Below are 15,823 nucleotides of genomic sequence, written 5' to 3' on the forward strand. Positions count from 1 at the left end.
AATAAAGGCCGCATAATGCGGCCTTTATGATTTCTGATGGTAAAAAGTCAGTCTTTCAGTGCTTTCTCAACCCCTGCGCCATAAGCCGGATCGACTTTATAGAACAGTGCCAGTTGGCGTGCCTGCGTTTCCGGCGAAGCATGTTTCAGCTCACCGGCAATGCGTGCAAACATACGCTGATGTTCAGCCTCAGACAGCAGGTTGAATAGCAAACGTGGCTGAGTGAAGTAATCATCATCTTCCCGGTGATTCCAGTGGTCTGCCGCGCCTTCAATGCTCAGTGGCGGTTCGCTGAAATCGGGCTGTTGCTGGAACAAGCCCGCGCTGTTGGGTTCGTAAGTCACGCCGTTGCCGCTGTTACCGTCCACACGCATTGCGCCGTCACGGTGATAATTATGGAACGGGCATTTTGGCGCGTTGACCGGGATCTGATGATGATTTACGCCCAGACGGTAACGGTGCGCATCGCCGTAAGAGAACAGACGCCCCTGCAGCATACGGTCAGGTGAGAAACCGATGCCAGGTACTACATTGGCCGGGCTCATGGCGACTTGTTCTACTTCGGCAAAGTAGTTTTCCGGATTGCGGTTCAGTTCGAATTCACCCACTTCAATCAGCGGATAATCGCTGTGCAGCCAGACTTTGGTCAGGTCAAACGGGTTGTACGGCAGTTTTGCAGCGTCCGCTTCCGGCATGATTTGCACAAACAGTTTCCAGCGCGGGAAATCGCCGCGTTCAATCGCTTCATACAAATCACGCTGCGAACTCTCGCGGTCGGTGCCCACCAGTTTTTCGGCTTCATCGTCCATCAGGTTTTCAATACCCTGCTGGCAGCGGAAGTGGAATTTCACCCAGAAGCGTTCATTTTCAGTATTGATAAAGCTGAAGGTATGGCTGCCGAAACCGTGGATATGACGGTAAGACGTTGGCAGGCCACGGTCGCTGACATCAATGGTCAGCTGATGCAGGGCTTCCGGAAGATGAGAGAAGAAGTCCCATTTGTATGCCGGATTACGCAGGTTAGTGCGCGGGTCACGTTTGACGACGTGGTTCAGATCCGGGAATTTCAGCGGGTCACGCAGATAAAACACCGGCGTATTATTGCCGACTAAATCCCAGTTTCCTTCTTCGGTGTAGAACTTCATCGAGAAACCGCGAATATCACGTTCGGCATCCGCTGCACCGCGTTCACCGGCAACCGTCGAGAAACGGATAAACATGTCAGTTTGTTTGCCGATTGCGGAGAAGATCTTCGCGCGGGTGAAAGCGGTAATATCGTGCGTCACGGTGAAAGTACCATAAGCGCCGGAGCCTTTAGCGTGCATACGACGCTCCGGGATCACTTCGCGGTCGAAATGCGCTAATTTCTCAAGAAACCAGACATCCTGCAAAAGCAACGGGCCACGGCGGCCAGCGGTAATCACGTTGTTATTATCGACGACTGGCGCGCCAGCGGCGGTGGTTAAACCTTTCTTGGTCATAAAAATTCCTTCCGGTAATTGCGTGTGTATGTAAGTAAAAACGTTGGGGGGGTTCCTTTAACCTCACTTAAGTCAAATTAACTCTACCGATTAGAAATAAACCCTATATTGATCAGAGGCAAATAGGTGGGAGTTATCATTTCGATGGGAAACGTTCATTTCATCAATGAAAACGATGTTTCTTACAATTTTCACAACCCCGGTGAATGCATTCACGTTCCAAAAAGTTGTTACGACTGAGTGAATTGCTTTAGACTTCCCGTGGAAGATTTATTGTCGTTTGACTGTTATTTAGGATAAATAATGAAAAAGTTACTTGTCGCTGGTGCCGCTGCCAGTCTGATGTTTGTCGCGGCATCTGCCAGCGCAATCAGTGTCAATGGTGAAGTCGGTGAGCATTACACGCATCTGGGTGTGGGCTTTGGCACCACATCTCCGGGTCTGGCATTGAGCGGTGATTACACCCATAACGATGACGACGGTGATGTGGCAGGCTTGGGTTTGGGATACAACATTCCTTTGGGTCCGTTCATCGCGACCGTCGGCGGTAAGGGCCTGTACACCAATCCTAAAGACGGTGACGAAGGGTACGCTGCGGCTGTCGGCGGTGGTCTGCAACTGCCAATCGCGAAAATGTTCACCCTGTACGGCGACTATTATTATTCCCCGGATTCCCTGTCCAGCGGCATTGCTAACTATGAAGAAGCGAACGCAGGTATTCGTCTGACGGCCATCCCGCTGGTTACCGTGAGCGTGGGTTACCGTTACATGGCGATGGATGGCAAAGATGGCAACCGCGATAACGTGGTGGCAGACGGTGCGTATTTAGGTGGCGCTGTTAATTTCTGATTTTGTCTGAAGCAAAATCTGAAGGCTCGCATTCGTGCGGGCCTTTTTGTTTTCTGCCGAACGGAGATTGTTTTTCTGTCCCAGCCTTTCTACAGTGGAGTAACAAAAAAGACAGAAGGAGAACGGGATGCTTAGGGTTGAGATGCTGAGTACGGGTGATGAAGTGCTGCACGGCCAGATTGTGGATACCAATTCGGCATGGCTGGCGAATTATCTGTTTGAGCAAGGTTTACCGATGACCAGTCGTGAAACCGTGGGCGACAGTCTGGACGCGCTGGTGGCTGTTCTCAAAGAACGCAGCCATATCGCTGATGTGCTTATCGTGAACGGCGGCCTGGGGCCAACGACCGATGATTTAAGTGCGCTGGCGGCGGCTAAAGCCTGTGATGTGGAACTGGTGGAAGATGCTGGCTGGATTGAAACCATGCAGGCGTTCTTCAATGAACGTGGCCGTCCGATGGCCGAATCCAACCGCAAACAAGCGCAAATCCCGGCCAATGCCGAGCTGCTGGATAATCCGGTGGGCACCGCCTGCGGCTTCAGCGTGAAGCTCAACCGCTGTCAGATTTTCTTCACGCCCGGTGTACCGTCCGAATTTAAAGTGATGGTGGAACAACAAATCGTTCCACGTCTGCACAAACAATTTCCGGCGCTGGAAGCCCCGTTATGTTTACGTCTGACCACGTTCGGACGTGGTGAAAGTGACCTTGCCACCGAGTTGGATCAACTTGAGCTGCCGGAAGGCGTGGTGATGGGTTACCGTTCGTCATCGCCGATTATCGAGCTGAAAGTCACCGGCCCGCGCTCTCAGGAAGCTGCAATGCACAAAGCGTTTGAACGCGTGCGTGAAGTCGCAGGGGAGAGCACGATTTTTGAAGGGCTGGGTAGCCTGCCGGATCGTCTGGCAGAACGCCTGCTGGCGCAGGATTTACGTCTGGCGGTCAGTGAAAGTTTCACCGGCGGCCTGCTGAACTGGCGTCTGCAAAGCGCCGGCGTTCCGCTGGTCAACGGCGAGTTATTGCCGCAAGGCGACGAACCCTCACCTGAAAAATCCCTCGAAGGCTTACTGGCGCGTGCGCAGACGTTGGCCGAAACCACCGGCGCACAACTGGCGCTGGCTGTGGGCGCGCTGTCAGGTGCAGAATTAAGTCTGGCACTGCATACCCCAACCGGCACCAGCGGCCTGACAATCCGCTATACCGCCACGCGTCACGGACTGGCATTACGTCAGGAGACCATGGCGATGGTGGCGATGGATATGCTGCGGCGTTACCTGAACGGGTGGGCGCCGGTGGCGGATTATCCGTGGTTGGATCGGGTTGAGAAGGTTTAGCTTTAGCTCCCTCCCCTGCGAAGGGGAGGGCTGGGGTGGGGTATTAAAGCGAAATCAAAGAGTTGAGGTTGGCTTTGATGAGATGTTAGCCCTTAAAACCCCCTCCCGTCCTCCCCCTTCGCAGGGGGAGGAGTAAAGTCTAAAACGCGATCTCAATATCCCCAACCGGCATGCAACAACACGGCAAAATCTCGCCGTCTGAGATAAAGGCCAGGGGTTTCTCGCTGTAGGCGACCTCACCGTTAATCAACCGCATCCGGCACGATCCGCAATAACCTTCGCGACACTGGTATTCCACTTCAACCTGATGATGTTCAAACACCTCCAGCAAATTCCGGTGCTCTGACTTACACGCCAGTTGCTGTCCGTTTGCTGAAAGTGTGATGGTTCTGTCGGCCATTTAAAGCTCGAAATCACTCAGGTCATCGGCGTGAACTTCAGAATCAATCTGACCTACCAGATAGGAGCTGACTTCCACTTCCTGTGGCGCAACCTGCACGTTATCAGACACCAGCCAGGCGTTGATCCACGGGATCGGGTTCGAGCGGGTTTTGAACGGAGCATCCAGCCCGACAGCCTGCATACGGATATTGGTGATGTATTCGACGTACTGACACAGAATGTCTTTGTTCAGGCCGATCATCGAACCGTCTTTGAACAGGTATTCTGCCCAGTCCTTTTCCTGCTGTGCCGCCAGCACGAACAGGTCATGGCACTCCTGCTGACATTCCAGCGCGATTTCTGCCATTTCAGGGTCGTCCTGACCTGAACGCAGCAGGTTCAGCGCGTGCTGAGTGCCGGTCAGATGCAGCGCTTCATCACGGGCGATCATCTTGATGATTTTCGCGTTGCCTTCCATCAGTTCACGTTCGGCGAACGCAAATGAACAGGCAAAGCTGACGTAGAAACGTACGGCTTCCAGCGCGTTGACGCTCATCAGACAGATGTAGAGTTTCTTCTTAAGTTCATGCAGGTTAACTACAACGGTTTTGCCGTTGACCTGATGCGTGCCTTCGCCCAGCAGATGGTAGTAGCTGGTCATCTCGATCAGCGTGTCGTAGTAACCGGAGATGTCTTTCGCGCGCTTGAGGATTTCTTCATTGGTCACGATATCGTCAAACACAATCGCCGGATCATTCACGATGTTACGGATAATATGCGTGTAAGAGCGCGAGTGAATAGTTTCCGAAAACGCCCAGGTTTCGACCCAGGTTTCCAGCTCAGGAATAGAAATCAGCGGTAACAGCGCGACGTTCGGGCTGCGGCCCTGAATGGAATCCAGCAGCGTCTGGTATTTCAGGTTGCTCAGGAAAATGTGTTTCTCGTGATCCGGCAACGCCTGAAAATCGATACGGTCGCGGGAAACATCAATCTCTTCCGGACGCCAGAAGAAGGACAGTTGCTTTTCGATCAGTTTTTCAAAGATTTCATGCTTCTGCTGGTCGAAACGGGCAACGTTAACCGACTGACCAAAGAACATTGGCTCAAGAAGCTGATCGTTTTTATTCTGGGAAAAAGTACTGTAGGCCATAACTTCCTCGAAATTCTCGGCAAAAACCCCCTGACGGGGGTTTTGAATAATATTCTTAGTTAAAACAAAAGATTAGATTTTGCAGGCGCCGCTTTCACAGTCATCAGCCACATCGGCTTTCATGTCTTCCTGTACATCATCAGCACCGTCACGGGTGTTCTGATAGTACAGCGTTTTCACGCCAAATTTGTAGGCGGTCAGCAAGTCTTTCAACAACTGTTTCATTGGCACTTTGCTGTTCGGGAAGCGCGACGGGTCGTAGTTGGTGTTTGACGAAATCGCCTGGTCGATGAATTTCTGCATTACGCCAACCAGTTGCAGGTAGCCGTCGTTGTTCGGCATATCCCACAGCAGTTCGTACTGATCTTTCAGACGCTCGTACTCCGGCACAACCTGACGCAGAATCCCGTCTTTCGACGCTTTGATACTGATGTGGCCGCGAGGTGGCTCGATACCGTTGGTGGCGTTGGAGATCTGCGAAGAGGTCTCGGACGGCATCAGCGCGGACAGCGTGGAGTTACGCAGGCCGTATGTTTTGATGTTTTCACGCAGCGTATCCCAGTCCAGATGCAGCGGTTCATCGCAGATGGCATCCAGATCTTTCTTGTAGGTATCCACCGGCATGATGCCTTGTGAATAGGTGGTTTCGTTGAACCACTGGCACGCGCCTTGTTCTTTCGCCAGTTCGTTGGAGGCTTTCAGCAGGTAATACTGAATGGCTTCGAACGTTTTGTGGGTCAGGTTGTTAGCGCTGCCATCGGAATAACGCACACCGTTTTTCGCCAGATAATACGCGTAGTTAATCACGCCGATACCCAGCGTACGTCGGCCCATCGCACCGCGTTTTGCGGCTTTGATCGGGTAATCCTGATAATCGAGCAGGGCGTCCAGAGCGCGAACTGCCAGAACAGCCAGTTCTTCCAGATCGTCGAGGCTTTCGATCGCACCGAGGTTGAAAGCAGACAGCGTACACAGCGCGATTTCGCCGTTTTCGTCATTAACGTCATCCAGCGGTTTGGTTGGCAGCGCAATTTCCAGACACAGGTTGGACTGGCGAACAGGCGCGATAGCCGGATCAAACGGGCTGTGGGTGTTGCAGTGGTCAACATGCTGAATGTAGATACGGCCTGTAGAGGCGCGTTCCTGCATCATCAGGGAGAACAGTTCAACCGCTTTCACTTTCTGCTTACGGATGCTGGCATCCTGCTCGTACTTCTCGTACAGACGCTCGAACTCGTCCTGATCGGCAAAGAATGCATCGTACAGGCCAGGTACGTCAGACGGGCTGAACAAGGTAATGTCGCCGCCTTTCACCAGACGCTGATACATCAGTTTGTTGATCTGCACGCCGTAGTCCATATGACGGACGCGGTTGCCTTCAACACCACGGTTGTTTTTCAGTACCAGCAGGCTTTCGACTTCCAGATGCCACATCGGGTAGAAGAGTGTCGCTGCGCCGCCACGAACACCGCCCTGAGAACAGGATTTCACCGCAGTCTGGAAATGTTTGTAGAACGGGATACAACCGGTGTGGAATGCTTCACCGCCACGGATCGGGCTACCCAGCGCACGGATGCGACCGGCGTTGATGCCGATACCGGCGCGTTGTGAAACGTATTTCACGATGGCGCTGGAGGTCGCGTTAATGGAATCCAGACTGTCGCCACATTCGATCAGCACGCATGAGCTGAACTGACGGGTCGGAGTGCGCACGCCGGACATAATTGGCGTAGGCAGGGAAATTTTGAAGGTTGAAATCGCGTCGTAGAAACGTTTGATGTAATCCAGACGCGTTTCGCGCGGGTAGCCGGAGAACAGGCAGGCCGCGACCAGAATGTAGAGGAACTGAGCACTTTCGTAGATATCGCCGGTCACACGGTTCTGTGCCAGATATTTCCCTTCCAGTTGCTTAACCGCAGCGTAAGAGAAATTCATGTCGCGCCAGTGGTCAATAAAACTGTCCATCTGCTCGAACTCTTCAGCCGTGTAGTCTTCCAGCAGATGTTTGTCGTATTTACCCATTTCAACCATGCGGGTCACCTGGTCGATCAGTTTTGGTGGTTCAAACTGGCCGTAGGCTTTTTTACGCAGGTGGAAGATCGCCAGACGCGCGGCCAGATATTGGTAATCCGGTGCATCTTTAGAGATCAGATCAGCCGCCGCTTTGATGATGGTTTCGTGAATATCAGCGGTTTTGATGCCGTCATAGAACTGGATGTGTGAACGGAGTTCTACTTGAGAAACTGATACGTTTTGAAGACCTTCCGCTGCCCAGTCAATGACACGGTGGATTTTATCAAGGTTGATGCGTTCTGTGCGGCCATCACGTTTAGTAACAAGCAGACTTTGGTTCATTGGGTGCGATACCTTAAAGGTTTATAAAGGGTCTGACCTGACCGCGTAAAACATGCGCGGCAGCACAAGAGGTTCCTAGTGTGCTGGTCAGGATATAAACACAATATATTGTGGGTTTGTTATTTTCTGATGACAAGATAGTGATTGAATGTCCCTTTTGCAAGTGAACAAAACGGGCAGATTTGTGGATAAGTTGGGGAGAAATTTTGACGTCAAGCCTGAGAAGTCCGTCATTGCTGGCGCGACAAACCTGTCAATATCTCAGATACGATTTTCTTATATTTTTATGAAAGGTGATCAACTGCCGGTTTATTAAACGTTAGAAAAAAACGCTATATTGATCTGGATAACTATTCTAAAAAATCATGTTGCGGTGTTCACGCCAACCAACGTCCTAAAAACTAAGGTTTTAACCCCGGCATACCCCGTCTCTTAACGTAAATTCTACTGGATTAGCGGAAAAAATGACTTGCAACCGATGACGATTTGGCGTCGCAGTACAGCCGTTAAGCCGCTTCGGAGCAACCTTGCTAGCAGGTTTTTGTTCACTTTCTGAAAAGTGCGTTTTTGAGAAAAATGAGCCTTATTATAAATACATATGATGAATGAATGATGTTGTTTATATATTCTAAATTTATCATTAAGTGGTCTCCCGGCACTGTGCATATTACTTTCGCTCCTCTTTCATCAGGTGCGGGATTAGAACTTCAATGGTCTTCAATAAAATCACGGCGTGTTTATTTTTAGTCTTTAATTTATTGCCTTTTTCAGAGGCGGCTTTTGCAGGAACTCTCCCGACCTGTTCAGGGTTGCAAATTACTGAAAGTTGCAACGCCACGGCCACCACGCTTGAAAATAAAACCCTCAATACCTATACCGTGGCTGATGGCGCTGAGATGCAGTTCTCCGGCCTGAACGGTTCAGGTTCCTCGGGCGGTGCCTTCCACCTGGGAAACAGCACCACACTGGAGATTATTCCTGAGAGCACCACCGGTTACAGCGTATTTACCGGAAACAGCAGTTCGGGAAACGGTGGCGCGATCTTTGCGAAAGAAAACTCGACGGTATATTTAGAAAATACCCTGTTCATTGATAACGTCGCCCATGATTACGGTGGCGCAATATATATGAATGGCACCAATGATGAAGGTGATACTGATCTTGCCATTACTAATGCCGTGTTTTCAGGGAATATTTCCAGTGAGGGGAAAGGCGGCGCTATTTATTCTCTTAATAATAAAGTCCAGCTGACAAATGTTTTATTTGAGGATAATCAGGCAAAAACCAACAAAAGTGCCAGTTCAGGTAATGGTAGCGGTGGTGCGATTGATGCCACGGACAATACGTCTGACTCCCACGGCAGCATGTTTATCACTAACAGCGAATTCACCGGCAATCAGGCCGAAGGACAGGGAGGCGCAATCTACACCAGCAGCGCGTCTACGCCATTCCTGATCAACATCAACATTGATGAAAACTATCAAGAAAATGATGGTGTTGCCTATTACCACGATAACGTCGCTGGCAATTATGGCGATGCTCCCGATGCCGCTGGCGGCGGGTTCATGTATCTCGGCCACAGCGAAGCCGATTTTGATATTGCTGCAGATAAAACGCTGATCATCGGTAATACCGCCAACGACGGCGCTTATGACTCGATCGCCGGTTATGGCGCGATTTTCAAACGCGGTGCTGGTGAACTGGTACTTAATGCTGATAACAGCGGTTTTACCGGCGTATTCGACATTTTAGAGGGCACGGTCACGCTGGGACGTGATGACACGCTGATCAATGTCGGCGACACCAACTGTCAGGCTGCGGCAGATACCTGTCACGGTATTGTGTTAGGTAACGATAATTATGTGAATGACACGGCAATACTGAATGTTGGCAGCACGCAGCAAACCTTTAAAAATGCCTTTATGGGGCATGAGAACAGCACATTGAATATTGATGCTGGCGGTAATGTCATTGTTAACAGCGGCTACATGGCGGGGACAACCACCGGAGCAGGCGACCTGACCGTGGCAGAAAACGGCAGTTTCACCCTGACCGGCGCGCAGTCTATGGGGCTGGATGGCGACATTGTGGTGGAACAAAACGCTGTACTCAGCGTTCAGGGCGATGCTGAAGATTTAGCGATATTGCAGGCCGATCCGCAGTCTGTTGTGCTCGACGGCGGTGTGCTGGATTTGTCGGACATGACCACCTTCAACGGTGAAGCGAATCAGACTAACGACGGCCTGACGATTACAGGGTCCGGCGGTACGGTAATCGGTAATGCTGATCTGGTGACGCTGGGGACGGGCAGCGACTATCACGTTGATGGCGGCGTGTATGCGGTGATTGATGCCGGTGCCGGACGCGTCACGCTGGCGGATAACAATACTTATCTGGGCACGACGCAGATCGCTTCCGGGACATTGCAGGTCACCGGTAACTCTCAGTTGGGCGATGAAGCCTATAATCGTCAGGTCATTTTTACTGATCCGGCACAGGCCAGTACGCTGGAGATTTCTGCGCCGGGCGATACCAGCGGGCAGGTCGATACCACATCAGCACAAACCGGTAAGGCACGAGATATTGAAATGCGGGCCTCAGGGACGATGCAGGTGGACGACGGCGTGACCACGCAATGGGGCGGCTTAACCGCTGACAGTACCGGCGGGCAGGCAGACGTTGACAGCACGTTCACCAAAACCGGTAACGGTACGTTGATTCTGAAAGATTCGGGCAACAGCCATTCCGCTGTCCGGGTCGAACAGGGTACTTTGCAGGGAGGCGCGGAAAACATCATCGCAGACGCCTCTTCATTGTACGTCGGCGAAAATGCCACGTTTGCCACCGGCATGGATCAGCAGGTGCGCAGCATCGATGCGGATTCCACCGGTACACTGTTGATTTCCGACAACACTCAGCTGGTCCTGACAAATCAGGACACTTCCTCGGCGCTGGATGCCAGCCTGTTTACCGGCACGGGGGGCACGCTGGTGAATGCTACGTCCGGTATGGCGCTTAAAGGCACGCTGAACACGAATCTTTCCCTGGATGCATTGACCTATTTAGCCGGTGTGACGGTCAACGGCAGCCTTGATAACAGCGCAGGAACCGCCAGTCTGGAGAATGGCAAGGCCGGGGATACGCTGACGGTCAACGGTGATTACACCGGCGGCGGCACGCTGGTGCTGGAAACTGAAATGAATGGTGATACCTCGGCGACCGACCAGTTGATTCTTAACGGCAATACTTCCGGTGATACCGCGCTGGCGGTTGTGCCGGTCAGCGGCATCGGGCAGGCGACGCAAACCGGCATCAAAGTTGTCGATTTTGTTGCCGACCCGCAAAGCTTCCAGAACGCGGCGGATTTCCATCTGGCCGGTGGTCAGCAATATATCAATATGGGCGCCTACGACTATTCTCTGGTGCAGGATAATCAGGACTGGTATCTGCGCTCGCAGGTGGTGACGCCGGAGCCTCAACCGGAACCTCAGCCCGATCCTGACGTCCAGCCGCAACCTGATCCCGATGTTCAACCGCAGCCGCAACCTGTGCCAGCCTCTGGCGGGGAAGATTTTACACCGGTGCTGAACCCTAAAATGGGCGGCTATATGAGCAACCTGCGCATCGCCAATAATGCTTTCAGTATGACGGCGCAGGATCATGCCGGTGCCGGTCATGACAATATTAAGCTGCGGGTGGATTCATCGCGCGACAGCTCAACCTTTGCCAGCCAGATTGACAGTCACAATGACACGTCAGTGGTTCAGATCAGCGGCAATTTCCTGCGCAATAATGCAGGTGACGGGGAAATCCTGGCGGGTGTGGTGGGCGGTTACAGTAACAGCCACGGCGATAGCACCAGTGTACTGACCGGGCGCAAATCAGATAATGACAGCCAGGGATACGCCGTCGGACTGACCGCTTCCTGGTATCAGAACGCACAGGATCATCAGGGCGCGTATCTCGACAGCTGGATGCAATATGCCTGGTTTGATAACAGCGTCAGCGAAGACGGTACAGGTGATGATAATTATCACTCTTCCGGCCTTTCCGCCTCACTGGAAGGTGGTTACCGTTTTACCCTGATGCAGGGAAACCAGTGGAACTGGACCGTGCAACCCCAGGCGCAGGTGATTTATCAGGGCGTGAAGCAGAAAGATTTTACCGCGTCGAATCAGTCGAAAGTGGCACAACAGGGGGATAATAACGTTCAGACGCGCTTAGGCTTGCGCAGTGAATGGGATATTCATCCGTCGCCGACGCTGCATCTCAGACCTTTTGTAGAGGCGAATTACCGCCATAACAGTGCGGAAACTTCCCTGAATGTGGATGGCGTGAATTTCACCGATAACACCGCCAAAGACAGTGCGGAACTGAGTACCGGGATCAGTGGCAATTTGGGCGAAAATACCACGCTCTGGGGCAAGGTTGGACAGCAAGAAGGGTCAGATGATTTTTCGCAAACCGAAGCGTCAGTTGGGGTGAGTATTCGCTGGTAAGTCAGTCAGTTAGCCGTGAAATTAAAAGGGTGCAGCGCAGGCTGTACCCTTTTTTGCAGTCAGAATATTACAGCGCCTGGGTGTGGATCATGTAGTTCACATCAACATTTGGCCCGAGTTTGAAATGGTCGGTCAGCGGGTTGTAGTGCAGTCCCATAATGTGACGCTCAAACAGCGATGTGCGGTCAATCATGCCCAGCAATTCAGACGGCTTGATGAATTTTTTGATGTCGTGCGTGCCTTTCGGCACCATTTTCAGCACATATTCAGCGCCGAAAATGGCCATCAGCCAGGCTTTATTGTTGCGGTTGATGGTGGAAAAGAACACATGGCCGCCAGGTTTCACCAGACGTGCGCAGGCAGCAACGACAGAAGCCGGATCCGGTACGTGTTCCAGCATTTCCATGCAAGTCACCACGTCATATTGCTGCGGATGCGCGTCGGCGTGCGCTTCCACTGTTTCCTGCACGTACTCCACCTTCACGCCGCTTTCCAGCGCATGCAAACGTGCTACCTGCAAGGGTTCGCCGCCCATGTCCAGTCCGGTGACTGTCGCCCCCGCCACTGCCATGCTTTCACTCAAAATGCCGCCACCGCAGCCGACATCGAGAACATTTTTTCCAAACAGGCCATCAGCGCGTTCGAGAATGTAGTTCAGACGCAGCGGATTGATGCGATGCAGCGGTTTGAATTCGCCTTCCAGATCCCACCAGCGCGAGGCGACGGCTTCAAATTTGGCGATTTCTTCATGGTCGATGTTTTGCGGTGTTGCGGAGGGTGTGGTTGTCATGAGCGTGATGAACTCCTTATAACTTGATTAGCGGATTATACATATTCCATCTGCTTTGGCTCAGTTTTGTGGTTTTGGTTAATGTTTATACGAAATGAAGCCCTGCGTGCAAAGGTTTGAAACGCGTTGGATAATAGTCGGCAAAAGGGGGCGGTTGTTTTCCACGTTTGGCTGGTTTGTGGTATAGTTTTACACCTTTGCGCTATATATGCCTACGTGGGCAGCGGCCATGAATAATCAGTAGAGGGATAGCAGCTCCATGAGCGACCTTGCCAGAGAAATCACACCGATTAACATCGAAGAAGAGCTTAAAAACTCTTATTTGGATTATGCGATGTCCGTTATTGTCGGACGTGCGTTACCAGATGTGCGCGATGGTTTGAAACCGGTGCACCGCCGCGTACTTTTCGCAATGAATGTCCTCGGTAACGACTGGAATAAAGCCTATAAAAAATCGGCCCGTGTGGTCGGTGACGTTATCGGTAAATATCACCCACACGGTGATACCGCGGTTTATGACACCATCGTTCGTATGGCTCAGCCTTTCTCACTTCGCTATATGCTGGTGGACGGGCAGGGTAACTTCGGGTCAGTGGATGGCGACTCCGCAGCAGCCATGCGTTATACCGAAATCCGCATGTCAAAAATTGCACACGAATTGCTGGCAGATTTAGAAAAAGAAACTGTCGATTTCGTGCCAAACTATGACGGCACAGAACAAATTCCTTCTGTTATGCCAACGCGCATTCCCAACCTGCTGGTTAACGGCTCCTCGGGTATCGCTGTCGGTATGGCAACCAACATTCCGCCGCATAACCTCACCGAGGTGATCAACGGCTGTCTGGCGTATATTGAAGATGAAAACATCAGCATTGAAGGGCTGATGGAACACATCCCGGGGCCAGACTTCCCGACGGCTGCGATCATCAACGGTCGCCGTGGTATCGAAGAAGCTTACCGTACCGGCCGTGGCAAAATTTATATCCGTGCCCGAGCTGAAGTAGAAGCCGATGCGAAAACTGGTCGCGAAACCATCATTGTTCACGAGATCCCGTATCAGGTGAACAAAGCCCGTCTGATCGAAAAGATCGCCGAGCTGGTGAAAGAAAAACGCGTCGAAGGTATCAGTGCGCTGCGCGATGAGTCTGATAAAGACGGCATGCGTATCGTGATTGAAATTAAACGCGATGCTGTCGGTGAAGTGGTTCTGAACAACCTGTATTCCCTGACGCAACTGCAGACGTCTTTCGGCATCAACATGGTGGCACTGCACCAGGGTCAGCCGAAGATTCTCGGTCTGAAAGAAATTTTGTCAGCGTTCGTCCGCCACCGCCGTGAAGTGGTGACGCGTCGTACCATTTTCGAACTGCGTAAAGCCCGCGACCGTGCTCATATCCTCGAAGCACTGGCTATCGCGCTGGCGAACATCGACCCGATCATTGAACTGATCCGTGCGGCACCGACGCCGGCTGAAGCGAAAGCTGGCCTGGTCGCGCGTTCATGGGATCTGGGCAACGTGTCAGCAATGCTGGCAAGTGCGGGTGACGATGCAGCCCGTCCTGAATGGCTGGAGCCGCAGTTTGGTATTCATGATGGAAAATACTTCCTGACTGAGCAACAGGCACAGGCCATTCTGGATCTGCGTCTGCAGAAACTGACCGGTCTTGAGCACGAAAAACTGCTGGATGAATACAAAGAGCTGCTGGTGCAAATCGCTGAGCTGCTGTTCATCCTGTCCAACCCTGACCGTCTGATGGAAGTCATTCGTGAAGAACTGGAAGCGATCCGTGATCAATACAACGATCCGCGTCGTACCGAAATTACGGCAAATACCTCTGACATCAACATCGAAGACCTGATCAATCAGGAAGACGTTGTGGTGACCTTGTCGCATCAGGGCTACGTGAAATATCAGCCTCTGACTGATTACGAAGCGCAGCGTCGCGGCGGTAAAGGGAAGTCAGCAGCACGCATTAAAGAAGAAGACTTTATCGATCGTCTGCTGGTGGCCAACACCCACGACACTATTCTGATGTTCTCAAGTCGCGGGCGTCTGTACTGGATGAAAGTCTATCAGTTGCCGGAAGCCAGCCGCGGTGCCCGTGGCCGTCCTATCGTCAACCTGTTGCCTCTTGAGCCGAACGAACGTATTACCGCCATTCTGCCAGTACGCGAGTACGAAGAAGGTCGTCATGTGTTCATGGCAACCGCCAGCGGTACCGTGAAGAAAACCGCGCTGACCGATTTCAGCCGTCCACGCAGCGCCGGCATTATCGCCATCAACCTCAACGAGGGTGATGAGCTGATTGGTGTTGACCTCACTGACGGTAAAGACGAAGTCATGCTGTTCTCTGCAGCCGGTAAAGTCGTGCGCTTCTCTGAAGAAGCCGTCCGCTCAATGGGCCGTACGGCGACCGGTGTACGCGGTATCCGTCTGGGCGAAGGCGACAGCGTTGTATCGCTTATCATCCCACGCGGTGACGGTTGTATCCTGACTGTGACGCAGAACGGTTTCGGTAAACGTACTGAATCGACCGAGTATCCAACTAAATCTCGCGCAACGCAGGGCGTTATCTCAATCAAAGTGAGTGAGCGTAACGGACCGGTTATTGGTGCGATTCAGGTTGATGAAGCGGATCAAATCATGATGATCACCGATGCCGGTACGCTGGTGCGTACCCGTGTTTCCGAAGTGAGTACTGTTGGTCGTAACACTCAGGGTGTGACGCTTATCCGTACCGCAGACGATGAGAATGTGGTTGGCTTGCAACGTGTTGCAGAACCGGTTGAAGACGAAGAACTGGATGGCGTAGCCACCGAAGCGGGCGAACTGGAAGCGGCACAAGCAGCCGATCTGCCAGACGACGCGGAAAGTGAAGACGATCAGCCAGCTGATGACGAAGAAGAATAAGTTTTCTTAGTCAGCAGACAAAAGGGCATAACAATAGTTATGCCCTTTTTTATTGGATTCGTCTTAAAACAAAT

The 15,823-nt window shown here is 52.1% G+C and carries 9 protein-coding genes; 4 read left to right on the forward strand and 5 right to left on the reverse strand.

What is annotated here, in order from left to right; all coding sequences use genetic code 11:
- Positions 1–47: 47 nt before the first annotated feature.
- Positions 48–1,481, reverse strand: coding sequence for a catalase (locus DXU84_RS04560; RefSeq protein ID WP_013574609.1), 1,434 nt, complete (start codon positions 1,479–1,481; stop codon positions 48–50).
- A 303-nt stretch (positions 1,482–1,784) separates the two neighbouring features.
- Between DXU84_RS04560 and DXU84_RS04565 the strand changes: the two genes are divergently transcribed.
- Positions 1,785–2,330 carry a YfaZ family outer membrane protein gene (locus DXU84_RS04565; RefSeq protein ID WP_013574610.1) on the forward strand — a complete coding sequence of 182 codons (546 nt, stop codon included), beginning with the start codon at positions 1,785–1,787 and terminating at the stop codon, positions 2,328–2,330.
- 127 nt (positions 2,331–2,457) lie between these two features.
- Complete coding sequence (locus tag DXU84_RS04570; protein ID WP_153374943.1) at positions 2,458–3,663, forward strand: nicotinamide mononucleotide deamidase-related protein YfaY; 1,206 nt, start codon at positions 2,458–2,460, stop codon at positions 3,661–3,663.
- A gap of 139 nt (positions 3,664–3,802) precedes the next feature.
- Here the strand turns inward: DXU84_RS04570 and yfaE are convergent, their stop codons facing one another.
- The 3 genes from yfaE to nrdA form a co-directional block, all read right to left on the reverse strand.
- Positions 3,803–4,063: a class I ribonucleotide reductase maintenance protein YfaE gene (gene yfaE / locus DXU84_RS04575; RefSeq protein ID WP_013574612.1), complete on the reverse strand. Its 261-nt coding sequence runs from the start codon at positions 4,061–4,063 to the stop codon at positions 3,803–3,805.
- On the reverse strand, positions 4,064–5,194 hold the full coding sequence (nrdB, locus tag DXU84_RS04580; protein ID WP_112198666.1) for a class Ia ribonucleoside-diphosphate reductase subunit beta: 1,131 nt from the start codon (positions 5,192–5,194) through the stop codon (positions 4,064–4,066).
- Positions 5,195–5,266: 72 nt separating this feature from the next.
- Positions 5,267–7,549 carry a class 1a ribonucleoside-diphosphate reductase subunit alpha gene (gene nrdA, locus DXU84_RS04585; protein WP_013574614.1) on the reverse strand — a complete coding sequence of 761 codons (2,283 nt, stop codon included), beginning with the start codon at positions 7,547–7,549 and terminating at the stop codon, positions 5,267–5,269.
- A 710-nt stretch (positions 7,550–8,259) separates the two neighbouring features.
- On the opposite strand from nrdA, the gene yfaL reads away from it, so the two are divergent.
- Positions 8,260–12,048, forward strand: a complete 3,789-nt coding sequence (gene yfaL, locus DXU84_RS04590) for an AIDA-I family autotransporter adhesin YfaL/EhaC (RefSeq protein ID WP_153374945.1) — start codon at positions 8,260–8,262, stop codon at positions 12,046–12,048.
- A gap of 67 nt (positions 12,049–12,115) precedes the next feature.
- Here yfaL and ubiG read toward each other — a convergent pair whose 3' ends face one another.
- Positions 12,116–12,838: a bifunctional 2-polyprenyl-6-hydroxyphenol methylase/3-demethylubiquinol 3-O-methyltransferase UbiG gene (gene ubiG, locus DXU84_RS04595; RefSeq protein ID WP_013574617.1), complete on the reverse strand. Its 723-nt coding sequence runs from the start codon at positions 12,836–12,838 to the stop codon at positions 12,116–12,118.
- A 259-nt stretch (positions 12,839–13,097) separates the two neighbouring features.
- Between ubiG and gyrA the strand changes: the two genes are divergently transcribed.
- On the forward strand, positions 13,098–15,749 hold the full coding sequence (gyrA, locus tag DXU84_RS04600) for a DNA topoisomerase (ATP-hydrolyzing) subunit A (RefSeq protein ID WP_013574618.1): 2,652 nt from the start codon (positions 13,098–13,100) through the stop codon (positions 15,747–15,749).
- The last annotated feature ends 74 nt before the right edge of the window (positions 15,750–15,823 follow it).

Source organism: Rahnella sp. RcJ3 (assembly GCF_009498575.1).
GTDB lineage: Bacteria > Pseudomonadota > Gammaproteobacteria > Enterobacterales > Enterobacteriaceae > Rahnella > Rahnella aceris.

Coding starts and splice junctions, on each gene's coding strand:
- DXU84_RS04560 (WP_013574609.1), bottom strand. CDS start 1,481: ATGACCAAGAAAGGTTTAACCACCGCCGCTGGCGCGCCAGTCGTCGAT.
- DXU84_RS04565 (WP_013574610.1), top strand. CDS start 1,785: ATGAAAAAGTTACTTGTCGCTGGTGCCGCTGCCAGTCTGATGTTTGTC.
- DXU84_RS04570 (WP_153374943.1), top strand. CDS start 2,458: ATGCTTAGGGTTGAGATGCTGAGTACGGGTGATGAAGTGCTGCACGGC.
- yfaE (WP_013574612.1), bottom strand. CDS start 4,063: ATGGCCGACAGAACCATCACACTTTCAGCAAACGGACAGCAACTGGCG.
- nrdB (WP_112198666.1), bottom strand. CDS start 5,194: ATGGCCTACAGTACTTTTTCCCAGAATAAAAACGATCAGCTTCTTGAG.
- nrdA (WP_013574614.1), bottom strand. CDS start 7,549: ATGAACCAAAGTCTGCTTGTTACTAAACGTGATGGCCGCACAGAACGC.
- yfaL (WP_153374945.1), top strand. CDS start 8,260: ATGGTCTTCAATAAAATCACGGCGTGTTTATTTTTAGTCTTTAATTTA.
- ubiG (WP_013574617.1), bottom strand. CDS start 12,838: ATGACAACCACACCCTCCGCAACACCGCAAAACATCGACCATGAAGAA.
- gyrA (WP_013574618.1), top strand. CDS start 13,098: ATGAGCGACCTTGCCAGAGAAATCACACCGATTAACATCGAAGAAGAG.